The organism is Nostoc sp. MG11, from assembly GCF_014904695.1.
In the GTDB taxonomy this organism is placed as follows: domain Bacteria; phylum Cyanobacteriota; class Cyanobacteriia; order Cyanobacteriales; family Nostocaceae; genus Komarekiella.
On record NZ_JACXXN010000004.1, the window covers coordinates 260,046 to 274,157 of the forward strand.

Genomic DNA, 14,112 nt, shown 5'->3' on the forward strand with positions numbered 1-14,112 from the left:
TACAGTCGAAGTTAAGTTAAGCGCCAAGAAAATGTGGTTGAGGAGAGATTTTACCAGCGCTGCTACTGCAAGCTTAGTAAATCACAGATATTACTCTTACCCGCTGATATTAATGACTCATGAAAGTGGTGTTTACTAAATAGGCAGTAGGTATTAACTAACTAGATTCTGTAGAGGCGTGTTTACAACCATTATGTAAGTTTTCACCCTACAGGAGGTTCAATAATGTTGGACAAAAATTGTCATCATGATTGCAATCCGAGTTATTGCCCCTTTGCTCAAGATACAGGTAATCCCAATAGATATGTCTGCCTCAAATGTGGTATAGAGCGAGAAATAAATAAGTATCCCTCTGGTTTAGGCTCGTTTCTGCTGTTGTTGTTTGTTTTGTTTATCGCATTCCAGCTATTAGCCAATAACGAAAAGCAAGATACTCAACAAAAACAGCAAGAGTCTATTTACTATTCACCTAGTAAGGTGATTGGCTACCTGTAAAAAAATATTCACTACTAACAATTTAGCTACTTTCGTGAGTAAACTTATGACTACAAATCAAGATACGCTTCTATTCCGCTTGGCCTCTAAGTCTCTGAAATATTTCTTGTTGATGCTGTTTGGCTTTGCGATCGCCTATGCTCTATCAAGTGGTTTACGTGTTTTTCACATTCTCCCCATACTGGTGTACCTTTTGCAACAGTTTATGCTGCCACTGGGAATTATCTTGTTGTGTCTAATAACAATAACGGTAATTTTTGAGTCTTTGCGTTAAGAGCCAGGAGTCAAGGGGAGCCAGCACCTTGGGCGAACAGAACTTTCCAAGACGGATTTTAAATTGTTCAATCCAAAATCTAAAATTCCTATACCCCTGTGCTCCTAAACTCCTTAAAAACCAAGTCCACCTGCGTGAACTTATTTATTTTGGTTAATAAAAATTAAAATAGGTTTACTATCCTTTAAAATCTTTTGCAGAGATTTAGGTAAGATATATGGCTGATATTGTTGATATTGCAGTTAATGCTGATTCTTTCAAAACCCTGGTAACGGCTGTACAAGCCGCTGGTTTAGTGGAAACATTAAAAAGTCCTGGCCCATTTACTGTATTTGCACCAAATGATGATGCTTTTGCCAAATTACCACCGGGAACTATACAAACTCTGTTACAGAATATCCCTCAGCTAACGCGAATTTTAAAGTATCATGTCGTTTCAGGAAAGCTATTGCAGGCTGATCTGGCAGAGCTAGGTACGGTTAATTCTGTGGAAGGTTCACCCATTAAAATTGATTCTTCTGATGGTTTTGAAGTGAAAAATGCCACTGTTTTAGCAGCAGATATCGAAGCTGATAATGGTGTGGTTCACGTTATCGATACAGTGATTTTGCCTGGTTAATTCCGCTATGGTGGGCGCTACCCACCATACTCAGCAATCCATAATTTATAATTAATAATTCATAATTGTTAAAGATAAATTTTGCTTTAAATTATGTTACACTCACAATGTGATTACTCACTATATATGCTAAAGTTAATTTCGTTATTTGGAAATAAGTTAAATTAAATTACTAAGCAGATAAACATTATCCCAATAAAATTGATGCTAGATTTCAACACCTTAACTGAGTTTTCTCGCACCAACTGCATTAGTATTTGTGCTTTTCTTGTGCCAGCAAACTTACTTGCTACCTTATTGACAATTAGCCTGACTGCACTACGTCGTCCATCACATCAAGTGTGGCAATCTGCCGGAATAGCCAGCATTTTTGCTTTCGTGATGATATTGCATGTATATACTTGGTTCATGATTGGCGTGGTAATGCCTCCTACTTATATTTTGCTGTGGCTAGCAATCAGCTGTTTGCTGACTAATTTAGCAGCAATTCTTTTTCAGAGACGCTACAGTAACAATCTGAGTCTTTCTAATAACACCTAAACTTGACCGCAGAACGATTTGGCAAAAAACTCAAAGTCAATCTATGGCTTCCTCATACCCTCTAATATCTCTTTGTGGGAACTATGAGATTACTAGGGAGAGAGATCCCATCGCCTCTCTCCTATTTTTGGGTATCAAGCCCTAAAACACAAAGTTGGTAGAGCTATTTAAGGTGTCTGTACTTGTGACGTTCACCGTGATCAAAGATTTAAAAATGTCCTGACCAGTGGGGCCATCAGCATCAATTTGCACGCTGAAATTCTTAGCACTACTACCTTGCACGACTTTCACATAGCCATCAGCTATTGCGTTGCTGCCAGTGTAACCTGTGGCAATTAGGCTGTCGAGTAACTTGGTGAAAACTATTTTGTCCTTGCCAACCTCGAAGTCAGTAATTGTGTCACCGCGATCGCGTACATTGGTGTAGATAAATTGGTCATTACCGCCACCGCCTGTGAGTGTATCTGCACCTTGCAAACCAGTAATCCGCTCGTGGTTAGAAGTACCAATTAGGACATCTCGCGCTGAGGTGCCATTGAGTTTGTCTATATTCGTCGTGACACCGCCGATATTCTTAGCGCCAACTTCAAACGCCCCAATATCAGGTTTACTGTCACGGCTAAAACCGCGCTCATCAATTGTTGGTGCGCCCGTAATACCTGCATTAATGGCGGGACTACCCGCTAGCAGCGGATGCACCAAGACACCATTCATGTTTTGCAGAGAACCTAGTTTAGGGTCAGCAATAAGGGAATTAGCAGTTACTCTCGGACTCTTGCTATTTGGTGGAGATGGAAACTCGATATTCCCGCCACCATCACGCAACTGGAATGCGGTCTGCTGACCAGACCCCAAGAGATTGTTTGCTGTATTGTTAGCAACGATTGAATTGGCGAGTGTCACGGTTTGCTTACCAACAACCCAAAACGCTCCTCCGTTATTTTCGGCGTAGTTATTGACAAGTGTAGAGTTGACAACGTTTAGCTTAGCAGATGCACTGGGATTAATGGTGATTGCGCCACCATAACCTTTTTCGCTAGTTGCTTTGTTCCCAGAAAAGGTACTGTTCTCAATATTGATAACCGCATTTTTTGAGGTTGTATCCCCATCTAACCACAACCCACCGCCTTGTCTTTCGGAAGTGTTGTTGGCAAAGGTGACATTGCGAACCGTCACATTACCATTAAGTCGTGCTCCCCCTCCCATAGCAAGGCCTCTATAATCGGTAGTGACCTTATTATTGAGAATCGTGCTATTTTCAACAATTGTCTTATCTTTGCCGTAGGTATACAGAAAAAGCGCTCCGCCTGCACCAGATCCCTGATTTCCCTCAAACCAGCTCCCGCTGACCTTAATTGTGCCACCTGGCGCATCAGGCTTAGCCCTAGGGCCGCCGTTACTTGCGCCATCTGCAAAAATTCCTGCGGCTCCATCTTTTGAGCGGTTGTTGAGAAAAACGGAATTCTCTACAGTCAGTGGGCCTAGTTGGGTGTAAATTGCACCACCTGTTTGACCACGGTTATTAGTGAATCGACTGCCTTTGACAGTTAGCGAGCCATTATTGTCGTTAGCGATCGCACCTGCACTAAAACCATTTTTGGTAATAGTACCATCGTTGTTGTTGAAGATGCTATCAATTACTGTGGCATCACTACGATAACCAACGTGAATTCCTCCACCTTGACCGCCAACATTATTATTGAACTGAACATTGGCCACAGTTAATTTGCTATAGGAACTGACTCTAACTGCACCGCCTTTTCCTGTGTTGTATCCATCGGTAAGGGTCAAATTTTTTAGAGTAATGTCAGTTCCGTATGCTGTGAAGAATATTCGGCTGGCTTTATTGCCACTGATGATTAAGTTCTCTGCTCCCGCACCATCGATTGTGATACTCTTTTTAACAGACAATTCACCGCTAGTAAGAGTAATCTTTTGGTTCGCCAGATTTTGTGCAAATGCGATCGTGTCACCTGTTTTAGCTTTGGCGAGTGCATCTCTTAACGAACCAGCACCACTATCTTTGGTATTATTGACGGTGATAGTAGACATTCAAGAATTCCTCTACATTATGCTTGGTTAACTGTTTCTTGCTACTCAAAAATCACGCAGATATAACTTACGTGTTTGCTGAGAGAAAGATTCAAAACTAATTTGTCAACAGCACATCAGAGCTGTAACTGCCATAACAAAGTTGAGCAAGTATTGCTCCTTTAAAGGAACTCTGCTGACTTGTTCCCTAAACAAATCTGGCAAATATTTCGCAAACAAATCTCGCCCCTGATGTCCTCATCAAGTTTCTAATAGATGATTTGACGTGTCCATTTTCTCACCAAATAATGGTGGCTATGTAATGTTGAATTTGGCCGCAAACTTTTCCTGTATTAAATAAGTCAAAAGGTGGAGTTTACGGTTGAGCTTGCCAATTATAGTTGGTTAATTATCAATATTTTTTGATAACTGTCTAGCTCACAACCCACTGAATGACTTAGCACTTAATGTACGTTACGCCCTATCATAAAAACTTTAAAAACGAATTGCCGTCAGAGCAAATACATAAAATAATTTAAATCTCTGAGCAGAGGCTAGTCCGTAAATATCCCAGCTACCTCTGATAACTTTATCTACTTATTATTAGAAAAAATACATAAAATAATTTAAATCCCAGAACAGAAGCTAGCCTGTAAATATCCCAGATTTTGCTCATGAATTTATATCTGAAGCATTAAAAACTATGTCAGCTTCCAAAATAAATCAGTATTTAAGTTATGGAGCCAGAAAGTATTAATCGTCAGGAGGCTATTGTATTCTGACTCCTAGCTCCTGACCTCACCTTGCCTTGAAGAGTACAATTTTAGATGAACAGCAGTGCATGATGATGCCGGAGCAAAGTTTTCAAGTCTGTATTTATACGGTATGGATGTATATCTATTGAGCACACTGAATAATTTAAATTGTTAAGTATGATTTTTATCTCAAGCAATGCATAACTACGGTGATTACTTAGCTATATCTGATTAATTACTTATAAAAACATATCTGTTGGTGAGATTATTCTCCGTAAGACAAAGACGTAGCTTTCTTAAAACTATGTATTTTGTTAAGTTAGTCCGGCGTACCCTGCGGGATCTTGCTACAGACTTATCTTTGCCTACAGATCTTGACTCACCGCGCTATATCCCAATACGGTTCAGTTAAGAATAATTGTAGGTTGGGTTGAACGCAGTGAAACCCAACAAAGGCCTGCAAACGTTGGGTTTCGTTCCTCAACCCAACCTACATAATTTAATTTTTTGGGCTTAACTGAACTGTATTGCGCTATATCCATCAATTTAAACTTGACGTACAAGGCTACGCTTCGCTCAGAATGACAACTATTCCAGTAGGCATTAGAGTGTGAAAATGATTTTCTTTAATGTCAAAACCTTTGTAGAGACGAGATATATCTCGTCTCTACCATTTGAGTCTATTATTTGTAATTCTTTTCTAATAGCTACAAAATTTATCTGGAGAATTCTGCACGCAACTGATTGACAACCCGATCTAGCCCTACTGAATGAGCAGCTTTGAACAATAAACGATCGCCTGCTTGCACAAATGTCTTCAACCTAGCCACCAAATCAGCATGAGTTGCAAAGCATTCAGATGGTATGCCCTCGGCACTCATAGCGATCGCTTCTGCATCTTGTCCATCTACTAAAACCAGCAAACCGTCTAAATTCAACTTTTTGACTGTTTCTCCGACTGAGGAGTGCAACTGCTGCGATCGCTCTCCTAATTCTTTCATTGCACCCAACACAGCAATCTTGCGTTTTCCGGGTGTGTCTGCCAACAACTGCAACGCTGCTAACATAGCTTCTGGTGCAGCATTATAAGTCTCATCTAAGATTAAAACATCGTTTGGTAAAGCAAATCGCTGCGATCGCCCTGTGGGCATATTCACCATCACACCTGCTTTTAGCGACGACCAATCAATTCCTAACACCTTTGCCACAGCTAAAGCCGCCAAGAAATTAGCCGCATTGTGACGACCAGGCAATGGTAAGGGTAGTTGGATTCCTGCTACTTCTACAGTCTCGTTATCAATTAATAACCCTTGGATATCGCCACCAGAAAAACCATAAGTCACAACTTGTCCAGCCCAAACTTTCGCTGCTGTGGCGATTAATAGAGGATTATCGTGGTTGAGAATTGCCACACTATTAGCAGGCATTTCAGCCAATAACTCACATTTTGCCTCGGCGATCGCTTCTTCGGAACCCAGTAACTCAATATGCGCCGTCCCTACATTGGTAATCACGCCAATAGTCGGACGCGCTATTTGCGTCAATTCGGCAATTTGTCCTCTACCCCGCATTGCCATTTCAATCACGGCGTAGTCATGTTCTGCACCAAGTTCTAAGAGAGTTTTTGGGACACCAATTTCGTTGTTGTAATTCTCATAAGTTTTGTGAACTCTTCCTTGTGTTGCCAAAACTGCGGCGAGCAGTTCCTTAGTTGTGGTTTTGCCCACAGAACCCGTTACCCCAATCACCGGAATCTCAAAGCGATCGCGCCACCATCTGCCGATTTTTTGATATGCCTGGAGAGTATCTTTTACTTGTAATACAGGGAACCCAGGATTTTCGTATTCAAAATCCACAATGGCTGCTAACGCACCCTTGGCGATCGCTGTTGGCACAAACTGGTGTCCATCAAACTTTTCACCTCGTAAAGCCAAAAATACTTCACCTGGCTTTATTATCCTGGTATCTGTTTGTATACCACTGCTTACTTGAGCTAAGGCAGCTTCAGATAAATTTACAGGTCGACACAAAAGAATTTCAACCAGTTGGGTTAGGGTGGCAGAAAAAGGCATAAGCAATTCAAAATAGTAAAACCGAATTGTAATAGGTAATTCTTGTGAGCAAAGAAATATAAAGTATTCTAGTTAATCTTTTTACACACAGTCACAATAACACCAAAAGTAGTGCCAAAAGAGCTTAACTCTTTTGGCACGCTTTGTTTATAAACTATTTATATAGTTTGATCCGGCATGGAAAATGCTAACCTATCCCCGGTTTTTAATCAAGATTACTTGTACAATTTGTATTGCTATCTCACTAGAAACACCTAAAGCTTGATATAAATCATTTAAAAAGTTTTTTTCTTCTTCGTTCACTGTCCCCTCGGCTAAGACCAAATCGGTGGCTACAGCAAAAGCCGCTTCCCGCAAGTCTTGAGACAGAGATTCTTTCGCTGCATTAAATAAGAAATTAAAATCATCCCGCTGGAGAATGCCCAAAATTTTATCAAACAGCCTGTTCATCAGGTCATTAGAATAACTTTTAAAAAGTTTCATCCGAGACAGCACAGAAGTGATACAATTTGTTTGCTCGGCAGAAAGATAACCATCTGAGGTTGTTGCAGCCAAAATGATCACAGCAAAAGCTTCCGCTGGATTGAGTAGTGTTTGGGCTTGGCTTTCAGTGCCCAACACAGCGTCGAATAGACCCATTGTAGTAGCTCCTTGGTTTGCGCCTCAATAGCGGTACAGCTACCTGTATGTTCTGTGATATCAGGTAATGCTGCAACGCTGTGAGACTTTCATAGTCTAGTGTTCCCAGGATTTCTTTATGGCGAACACTTGTACCCAATGGTTTTCGGCAACAAATACACTGCCATCTGTGAAGTTAGGGTTCTCCTGTCTTTTCCATTGTTTCAATTACTGCCAAACCTATACCAGAAGCGGCTATTAACAGTACTGCTGATATCAAATAAGCGTTGGCAAACATCCGCAGGGCTTCATCGAAGAAAATGTAGGTGGTCATTGGCTTCACCTTTTGAGGTTTGTGCTGCTAGTGCTTTTTATTTCTCCACACCCCGATAGGTGAATTTCGCTGAGAAAATGCTAGCAATTGCATCTTAACAAAACTTTAGCTCTTTCAGAACACTCCTTAAACTTTTTATTTTTGAAGATTCAATGAATTTCACCAGTTATTTGTAAAAGAAAGTACTGAGGCTGAGATTAATGCCAAAGTTAGCCACCTGAAACTTACGCGAGTTTGGCTATTAAGCTGGTATCAATTACACAAAATCCAATATGGTTAAGTTATTGATGAGCTAGAGCTTGTGAAGAGATGAAAATCTTATTATTTCGTTATTGGCTTTTACATTATTGATAATAATATCAACTACAAGAGTTAAAGGAACCGTATTAATACATAAGCCGTAACAAAGACAATGAAACTATTATCCTTAGAAATCTCTACCGAACGTTTATTGTTGAAACCTATATCAATAAAATACAAAGAAAATATTTTTAGGTGACATACTCCTACACCGATTGCAAGCAATAGAGTGTAGGAGTATGTCACTAGAGTATAGAATTGCTTCTGCCGGTGCAAAGCAGAGTATCTAGCAGTAAAAGCAAATACTCAAATTTACAAATTCGTCTGAATATGAAAAATTTGTTTAGCGATCGCACTAGAACCAATTAAATTAACAGTAATTATTTGCAATAAAGTACTACACAACTATTTATTCGTTGATAATTCTTGCTTGCAAAATGGGATTATGCAGATCTAACTAGCAAACTCAGGTAAGTTCTAAATTAAACAGCGTTCAATTGTAGCGACAACTGATTGAGAAAGTGTATCAAAATCGTAACCGCCTTCCAAACCAAATAAAATTTTACGAGTTAGTCCTAGACAACAATCAGTAAATAAACCATAATCTGCTGGTTGCAAATTGATGCTTGCCAAAGGGTCTGCGGCATTGGCATCGTAACCTGCACTCACAATTAGTAAATCTGGTTGAAAATTTGCTAAAAATGGCACTACCTTTTTTTCCAGTAATGGCTGATATACAGAGATATCACTACCAGGAGGTACGGGCAAATTTAATACATTATTATGAAAGCCGCGTTCTGTAACTCTCCCAGTACCAGGATAGCAAGGGTATTGATGTAGAGAACAATAGGCAATTTGCGGATGAGTTTCAATGATCGCCTGTGTACCATTACCATGATGCACATCCCAATCTAAAATGGCGACGCGATTAATTCCAGGTTGTTCTAGAGCAAACAAAGCAGCGATCGCGGCATTAGAAAATAAGCAAAAACCCATTCCTGCATCACTTTCAGCATGGTGTCCCGGTGGACGCGCCAGCACAAAAGCCGGATTTGCTGTTGCCAGCACAGTCTCAACTCCATCCAGCCAAGCACTCACGGCTAACAATGCCACATCATAGCTGCGTGAGCAAACAGGCGTATCTCCATCCAAATAACTACCGCTAGTAGAGGCAATTTCCCTAACTTTCTTGATGTATGCTGGGGTGTGAGCCTTTACCAATACAGGCATTAATGACGGACTTTCTGCTACTGGTGTAGGCGATCGCCATTCAATTTTCTTGGCAAACGCAGATGTTCTTAAGGCGTTAGCGATCGCCGTCAAGCGTTCTGGGTTTTCAGGATGGTATTTTCCAGTTTTGTGATCCAGAAACTCATCAGAATAGATGACTGGCAGCATAGGGCGAAAACAGTTGCTAGCAGGATACTGAATGTCATTGTATCCTCACTAGTAGCTCTATTCTTCGGTGAGTCCGGTCATTTCATCGTTTGGTTCATCAAGCATTTCGGGTACTAAAGCTGGATTACTCCTACGTTCTGCTGGCGATTGCTCTCGGATGACATCATCCATTTTTGGAGGGTGTTTGATTTTGTCGAGTACCTCTGGGCTTAATTGCGATGCATCACCTTCAGAATTCATTTTTTCAGCTTGACTCGGAACTGTTTCCTTATTCATAACTATTTCTCTAAACTTCTACGCCCAGCTTAAATTTTTATGTGGCAAGACACACACTACCTTGGGGCTTAAATTACTATTTCCACACTGATTCATTAGTGCAGTGTATATTTACTTGTATATTTCTATTGGTTGGTAGCCACAGGTAGGCGGATAGTGAATGTGCTACCTTGTCCCGGCTCAGATATCACATTAATTGTGCCTTGATGTGCTTCGATAATGCAGCGAGATAAATATAACCCTAAACCACTACCGGAACGCTGGTGTTTACCCTGGCGAAATCGCTCGAATAATATTGCCTGATCTTGTTTAGAAATTCCCGGCCCTGTATCTTCAATATCAATAGTCACATTAGCCGGAGTGAGATGGCAGCGAATATCTACAGAACCCTTATCTGTAAATTTGATGGCATTGCCGATAATATTTGTCAGAACTCGCCGCATCTCTACGCGATCGCTCATGACAGTGCTTTGAGTTTCGCCCTTATCGGTTGTTTCTTGTGCCAATTCAAGATTTAGGGCTAATCCTTTTTCTTCTGCTAAGGGAGTTAACTCCTGAGCAACTTCACTAACTAACTCCTGAATATTACAAGGAGAAATTTTTAAAGTTTTACAGCCAGCCTCATGACGATAAACTTCTAGTAAGGTGTTTACCATTTCCAGCAGGTCTTGGTTACTGCCAATCATGGTACTAATTATTTCTTGCAGTTGTGGTGAAACTTCGCAAAACCTACCTTCTATCAATAATTTTAAGATCCGGTTGGATGCTACCAGAGGTATACGTAAATCATGAGTAAAACGCGAGACAAAATCGGCTCGCAAGTTAGCCATCTGATCTCGTTCGTCGATACTATGCTTGAGGCGGAGAAGCGATCGCACTCGTGCATGTAGCTCATCTGGATCGAATGGTTTACGGATGAAGTCATCTGCACCAGCATCGAGTCCCTCCACAACGCTAGACTCATAGTGAGCCGTAATTAGTAGAATAGGGATAAAGGGTAGCGCCCGATTCTGTCGGATGCGTCGAGTGAATTCATAGCCATCGATTCCAGGCATCATCACATCTAAAAGTATCAAGTCTGGCGGCGATTGCTCAACCATAGTCAAAGCTGTCTTGCTATCTTCCACTAAGCTGAGTTCATAGTCCTTATCCTCTAGGACTGCTTCTAAAATCAGCAAATTGTCAAAAACGTCATCTACAACGAGAATTCTATCTTTTTTGGAAGTTTTAGTTAAAGACATGGTTAATAAAAAAAGAAGTGCTTGGCTATCCCTAGCAAATCTAGTAATAGCTTACTTCACCAGCGTTAAGATCATCATGATTCACATGTTCGCTTAAAGTTTTCGGAATTAAGGATATTCTTTTTATCAGTAATTGCACTAGAAAAGCTAGTGATTTGTATAAAATAAACTTTTTTTCCTCCAACTTTATCAGTTGTATTGCACAGAAACGCAAACTGCTATGTATTCATGACTTTTATTGCTGCAAAGTCAACTTTAACTATAACTAATAGTCACCGATTCCTAATCGCTTCGCATCAAGATAATGTATAAAAATATTTTTTGAGGAAATTAAATTCTTATATTCAAACACCGCTTTAAAAAAAATTTGAAAATAAGGTCGTTTATGACTGATGATGGATGAAGTTTTGTGAACAATACCAAACGCCTTTCTTTTCGGATAAAATCCCGAATAGAAGAACAAAGCTATTTTCATCTGTACTTTTAGATAGATAACAGTAAAGATAACCATCCATGAGTGAAATAAAGATCCTCGTAATTGAAGATCACAACCTTACCAGAATCGGCTTACGGGCTGCTTTACAAACCCAGGCAGAAATGAACATTGTTGGTGAAGCAGCTAATGCAGCAGAGGGAATAGAGCTTCTAAAAACTCTCAAGCCAGATGTTGCCACCATTGACATTGGTTTGCCTGACATGGATGGTATAGAACTGACACGCACATTTAGGCAATACCAGGCGGAAACAGAAGACTACACAACAAAGCTGCTGATTTTAACAATGCAGAGTAGTGAACAGGCGGTTTTAGCAGCTTTTGCAGCAGGTGCAGACTCTTATTGCATGAAGGATATCGAAAGTGAGAAATTAGTAGAGGCAGTGCAAACGACCTACGCAGGTAGCTCATGGATCGATCCAGCGATCGCAGATCTCGTACTGCGACAAATACGACAGGATTTTCCTGATGGTAATAGTGGAACAGCCGGAAAAAGAGTACTGATTGACGGTATTGACCCAGAAATTGAAAAAACTATAGAGAGCTATCCCCTGACTCATCGAGAAATGGATGTTTTGGAGTTGATTGTCGCTGGGTGTGACAATGCAGAAATCGCTAAAAGGCTCTATTTAACTGTCGGTACTGTAAAAACTCACGTTCGAGGTATTCTAAATAAACTCTGTGTTGCTGACCGCACGCAGGCTGCTGTACTTGCTTTGCGTGCTGGGTTAGTGCAGTAGTGAGTTAAATGCCTATCCAAGTAAGGTAAAAACCGAACTTCGTCTCGCTACGCTAACGCTCCTAGTGGGCGACCTAATTCATCCTTTTATCCTTTGCCCTTTACCCCTCTGCTTTATAATCAGATGATGTCCTAGACTACCTGGCAACAGCTATATTAAGAATTTGGCGTTGCTGAATCCAGGTATGAATTTACCGGGCTACGCCCCGCTTCTCTACGAGACGCTCCGCGAATGCTAACACCCAGAGACGCAGCGAAAAGTTCTGTAGGTGGAGAGAAGTCTGAGCGTCGGCGTCCGGCGATGGTCTTTATCACTGCCTTTGGGCGCAAAGCCTTGCGCCTCTCCCTTGTGTCTAAAGGACACAAGGCAACCGTTCTGAAAGAACGGTTGGGCAGTAAGACCCGCATAGCGATGGCTCCGCCAACGCAATCATGCGAACAGAACTTCTCCCAAGGGGAGACGCAATGATGCGAACGGAGTTTCCCAACCTAGGAAACTTTTCAAGACAGAGGCGCAGAGAGTAAGAGTTTAAGATGTTAAGTTTTTAAATTTCATACTTCAATTCAGCAATGCCAAGAATTTAATCTCTTCTTGATGGGCTGAGCAGGATTACCAGCATAAACAATCATTGGATCTAAAGAACGCCCAGTTACTCCACCGAGGGTCAGTACTGCACCTCTACCTACTGTTACACCTGGGCCTATTACCGCCTTGGCTGCAATCCAACTACCCTCTTGTATGTGAATTGGGGCTGTAATTAGTTGAAAATCGGGATGATTCCAGTCATGATTTCCAGTGCAGAGGTAGACTCCTTGAGATAAGCAAACATGACTTTCTATGGTGACAGGAGCTAGGTTATCAATCCAGGTATCTTCCCCAATCCAAACGTAATCACCCACAGTTAACCGCCAGGGAAACTTCACTCTTACTCCTGGCTTAACGCGGACGCGTTGACCAATTTGCGCTCCAAAGCAGCGGAGTATCCAAATTTTTAAAGCTGATATAGGGAGCCAATAACTTTCTACTAAGGGCGACCCGATAAAATACCACAGAAGTTGTTTCCAGTATGGTGCGCCTGGAGTATAAGTACCTAAAGTATAGTTATCTAAACGCATATTATGGTGAATTAACAGCAGGCTTAAGACTCGCTCCTGTATGGCCTGTAAAAATCCAAAGCAGGGAGCGGGCAATGTCGCGAATAATGGGAAGGAAGGATTCTTTGGGATGGTTAGACGGTACAGAGAGTGGAGTGAAGGCAATGCCTTGGCTACCAAGAATCAGGGTTGCGATCGCTTTGGCTCTGGGCATGTGATAGTTAGAAGTAATTAAATATAAGTGTTGTATTTTGTATTGTTTAAAATCTGGAACCAGGGTAGTAAAGTTAGTAACTGTGTCAACAGCTCGATAGTCTAAGTGAAGGCGTCTATCCGAAATACCCGCGTCTCGAAAAATTTTACGCGCTTCGCTGGGAACTACACCAGAAGAAACCCAAATTTTTAGGGATGGATACCAGTGAGCAAATTCGGCGGTGAATGCTTCTCGCTCTCCTAATGATTCGCCGCCAAGGGTGAGAATGGCTTGGGGCTGGGGAGCTTGGTACAGTGCGATCGCTACATGCACAGGAATCATTAGCAGCAGAAAGAGGATAAAACCTACTACTAAAAAAAGTATCCAATGTTTTTTAATTTTGCAGAATGTAATAACTTAACCTCCAAACAATAATTTTCTAGAAAATTTTGTTAATTGTTAAATAAAAAGAGGTAGCTAAAAAGAAAGGAACAGCTAAGCCAAACAATCTTAATAGTTGTAAATTTACATGGCTTGGCTCTCCAAATTCTCCACTTTGGGAATGAATAAAACCTACAGCATAAGCTGCGATTCCTTTCAATAAGTCTATCTCTGCTAGGCTGTGCTTTTTATCCATTG

General features: G+C 41.0%; 16 protein-coding genes. 6 read left to right on the top strand and 10 right to left on the bottom strand.

All coding sequences use genetic code 11. The annotated features are described in order from the left end of the window. The first annotated feature begins 225 nt into the window (after nucleotides 1-225). From HCR01_RS08450 to HCR01_RS08465, 4 genes are all read left to right on the top strand, one after another. Nucleotides 226-495, top strand: coding sequence for a hypothetical protein (locus HCR01_RS08450; protein WP_193195783.1), 270 nt, complete (start codon nucleotides 226-228; stop codon nucleotides 493-495). A 46-nt stretch (nucleotides 496-541) separates the two neighbouring features. After that, the gene (locus tag HCR01_RS08455) at nucleotides 542-769 is read left to right on the top strand and encodes a hypothetical protein (RefSeq protein ID WP_193195784.1); all 228 of its coding nucleotides are present in this window, start codon (nucleotides 542-544) and stop codon (nucleotides 767-769) included. Nucleotides 770-986: 217 nt separating this feature from the next. After that, entirely contained in the window at nucleotides 987-1,388 is a 402-nt protein-coding gene (locus HCR01_RS08460; protein WP_193195785.1) for a fasciclin domain-containing protein, read from the top strand. A gap of 204 nt (nucleotides 1,389-1,592) precedes the next feature. Further along, the gene (locus HCR01_RS08465; RefSeq protein ID WP_193195786.1) at nucleotides 1,593-1,928 is read left to right on the top strand and encodes a hypothetical protein; all 336 of its coding nucleotides are present in this window, start codon (nucleotides 1,593-1,595) and stop codon (nucleotides 1,926-1,928) included. 141 nt (nucleotides 1,929-2,069) lie between these two features. On the opposite strand, the gene HCR01_RS08470 is transcribed toward HCR01_RS08465, so the two are convergent. The 7 genes from HCR01_RS08470 to HCR01_RS08500 form a co-directional block, all read right to left on the bottom strand. Then, nucleotides 2,070-3,980 carry a choice-of-anchor Q domain-containing protein gene (locus tag HCR01_RS08470; protein ID WP_193195787.1) on the bottom strand — a complete coding sequence of 637 codons (1,911 nt, stop codon included), beginning with the start codon at nucleotides 3,978-3,980 and terminating at the stop codon, nucleotides 2,070-2,072. A gap of 1,450 nt (nucleotides 3,981-5,430) precedes the next feature. Next, a complete protein-coding gene (locus tag HCR01_RS08475) occupies nucleotides 5,431-6,786 on the bottom strand; it encodes a UDP-N-acetylmuramoyl-tripeptide--D-alanyl-D-alanine ligase (RefSeq protein WP_193195788.1) in 1,356 nt (451 codons plus the stop codon). 192 nt (nucleotides 6,787-6,978) lie between these two features. Next, on the bottom strand, nucleotides 6,979-7,425 hold the full coding sequence (locus HCR01_RS08480) for a tellurite resistance TerB family protein (protein ID WP_193195789.1): 447 nt from the start codon (nucleotides 7,423-7,425) through the stop codon (nucleotides 6,979-6,981). A gap of 175 nt (nucleotides 7,426-7,600) precedes the next feature. Further along, nucleotides 7,601-7,738 (bottom strand): hypothetical protein, encoded by a 138-nt coding sequence (locus HCR01_RS08485; protein WP_191759159.1) that lies wholly within the window; start codon nucleotides 7,736-7,738, stop codon nucleotides 7,601-7,603. A 777-nt stretch (nucleotides 7,739-8,515) separates the two neighbouring features. After that, nucleotides 8,516-9,436: a histone deacetylase family protein gene (locus HCR01_RS08490; protein WP_193195790.1), complete on the bottom strand. Its 921-nt coding sequence runs from the start codon at nucleotides 9,434-9,436 to the stop codon at nucleotides 8,516-8,518. A 57-nt stretch (nucleotides 9,437-9,493) separates the two neighbouring features. Beyond that, complete coding sequence (locus tag HCR01_RS08495) at nucleotides 9,494-9,712, bottom strand: hypothetical protein (protein ID WP_191759157.1); 219 nt, start codon at nucleotides 9,710-9,712, stop codon at nucleotides 9,494-9,496. Nucleotides 9,713-9,837: 125 nt separating this feature from the next. Beyond that, nucleotides 9,838-10,953, bottom strand: coding sequence for a hybrid sensor histidine kinase/response regulator (locus HCR01_RS08500; RefSeq protein ID WP_193195791.1), 1,116 nt, complete (start codon nucleotides 10,951-10,953; stop codon nucleotides 9,838-9,840). A 513-nt stretch (nucleotides 10,954-11,466) separates the two neighbouring features. On the opposite strand from HCR01_RS08500, the gene HCR01_RS08505 reads away from it, so the two are divergent. Both HCR01_RS08505 and HCR01_RS08510 read left to right on the top strand, forming a co-directional pair. Further along, nucleotides 11,467-12,186: a response regulator gene (locus tag HCR01_RS08505; protein WP_193195792.1), complete on the top strand. Its 720-nt coding sequence runs from the start codon at nucleotides 11,467-11,469 to the stop codon at nucleotides 12,184-12,186. A gap of 231 nt (nucleotides 12,187-12,417) precedes the next feature. After that, a complete protein-coding gene (locus tag HCR01_RS08510; protein ID WP_193195793.1) occupies nucleotides 12,418-12,654 on the top strand; it encodes a hypothetical protein in 237 nt (78 codons plus the stop codon). Nucleotides 12,655-12,749: 95 nt separating this feature from the next. On the opposite strand, the gene HCR01_RS08515 is transcribed toward HCR01_RS08510, so the two are convergent. The 3 genes from HCR01_RS08515 to HCR01_RS08525 form a co-directional block, all read right to left on the bottom strand. Beyond that, complete coding sequence (locus HCR01_RS08515; RefSeq protein WP_193195794.1) at nucleotides 12,750-13,301, bottom strand: WcaF family extracellular polysaccharide biosynthesis acetyltransferase; 552 nt, start codon at nucleotides 13,299-13,301, stop codon at nucleotides 12,750-12,752. Nucleotide 13,302: 1 nt separating this feature from the next. Beyond that, nucleotides 13,303-13,815, bottom strand: coding sequence for a YdcF family protein (locus HCR01_RS08520; RefSeq protein ID WP_193195795.1), 513 nt, complete (start codon nucleotides 13,813-13,815; stop codon nucleotides 13,303-13,305). Nucleotides 13,816-13,912: 97 nt separating this feature from the next. After that, the gene (locus HCR01_RS08525; protein ID WP_193195796.1) at nucleotides 13,913-14,110 is read right to left on the bottom strand and encodes a hypothetical protein; all 198 of its coding nucleotides are present in this window, start codon (nucleotides 14,108-14,110) and stop codon (nucleotides 13,913-13,915) included. Nucleotides 14,111-14,112 lie beyond the last annotated feature (2 nt).

Bases quoted from the DNA above. Each gene is read 5' to 3' on its own strand.
- HCR01_RS08450 (WP_193195783.1), top strand. From the start codon at position 226: ATGTTGGACAAAAATTGTCATCATGATTGCAATCCGAGTTATTGCCCC.
- HCR01_RS08455 (WP_193195784.1), top strand. From the start codon at position 542: ATGACTACAAATCAAGATACGCTTCTATTCCGCTTGGCCTCTAAGTCT.
- HCR01_RS08460 (WP_193195785.1), top strand. From the start codon at position 987: ATGGCTGATATTGTTGATATTGCAGTTAATGCTGATTCTTTCAAAACC.
- HCR01_RS08465 (WP_193195786.1), top strand. From the start codon at position 1,593: ATGCTAGATTTCAACACCTTAACTGAGTTTTCTCGCACCAACTGCATT.
- HCR01_RS08470 (WP_193195787.1), bottom strand. From the start codon at position 3,980: ATGTCTACTATCACCGTCAATAATACCAAAGATAGTGGTGCTGGTTCG.
- HCR01_RS08475 (WP_193195788.1), bottom strand. From the start codon at position 6,786: ATGCCTTTTTCTGCCACCCTAACCCAACTGGTTGAAATTCTTTTGTGT.
- HCR01_RS08480 (WP_193195789.1), bottom strand. From the start codon at position 7,425: ATGGGTCTATTCGACGCTGTGTTGGGCACTGAAAGCCAAGCCCAAACA.
- HCR01_RS08485 (WP_191759159.1), bottom strand. From the start codon at position 7,738: ATGACCACCTACATTTTCTTCGATGAAGCCCTGCGGATGTTTGCCAAC.
- HCR01_RS08490 (WP_193195790.1), bottom strand. From the start codon at position 9,436: ATGCTGCCAGTCATCTATTCTGATGAGTTTCTGGATCACAAAACTGGA.
- HCR01_RS08495 (WP_191759157.1), bottom strand. From the start codon at position 9,712: ATGAATAAGGAAACAGTTCCGAGTCAAGCTGAAAAAATGAATTCTGAA.
- HCR01_RS08500 (WP_193195791.1), bottom strand. From the start codon at position 10,953: ATGTCTTTAACTAAAACTTCCAAAAAAGATAGAATTCTCGTTGTAGAT.
- HCR01_RS08505 (WP_193195792.1), top strand. From the start codon at position 11,467: ATGAGTGAAATAAAGATCCTCGTAATTGAAGATCACAACCTTACCAGA.
- HCR01_RS08510 (WP_193195793.1), top strand. From the start codon at position 12,418: ATGCTAACACCCAGAGACGCAGCGAAAAGTTCTGTAGGTGGAGAGAAG.
- HCR01_RS08515 (WP_193195794.1), bottom strand. From the start codon at position 13,301: ATGCGTTTAGATAACTATACTTTAGGTACTTATACTCCAGGCGCACCA.
- HCR01_RS08520 (WP_193195795.1), bottom strand. From the start codon at position 13,815: ATGATTCCTGTGCATGTAGCGATCGCACTGTACCAAGCTCCCCAGCCC.
- HCR01_RS08525 (WP_193195796.1), bottom strand. From the start codon at position 14,110: ATGGATAAAAAGCACAGCCTAGCAGAGATAGACTTATTGAAAGGAATC.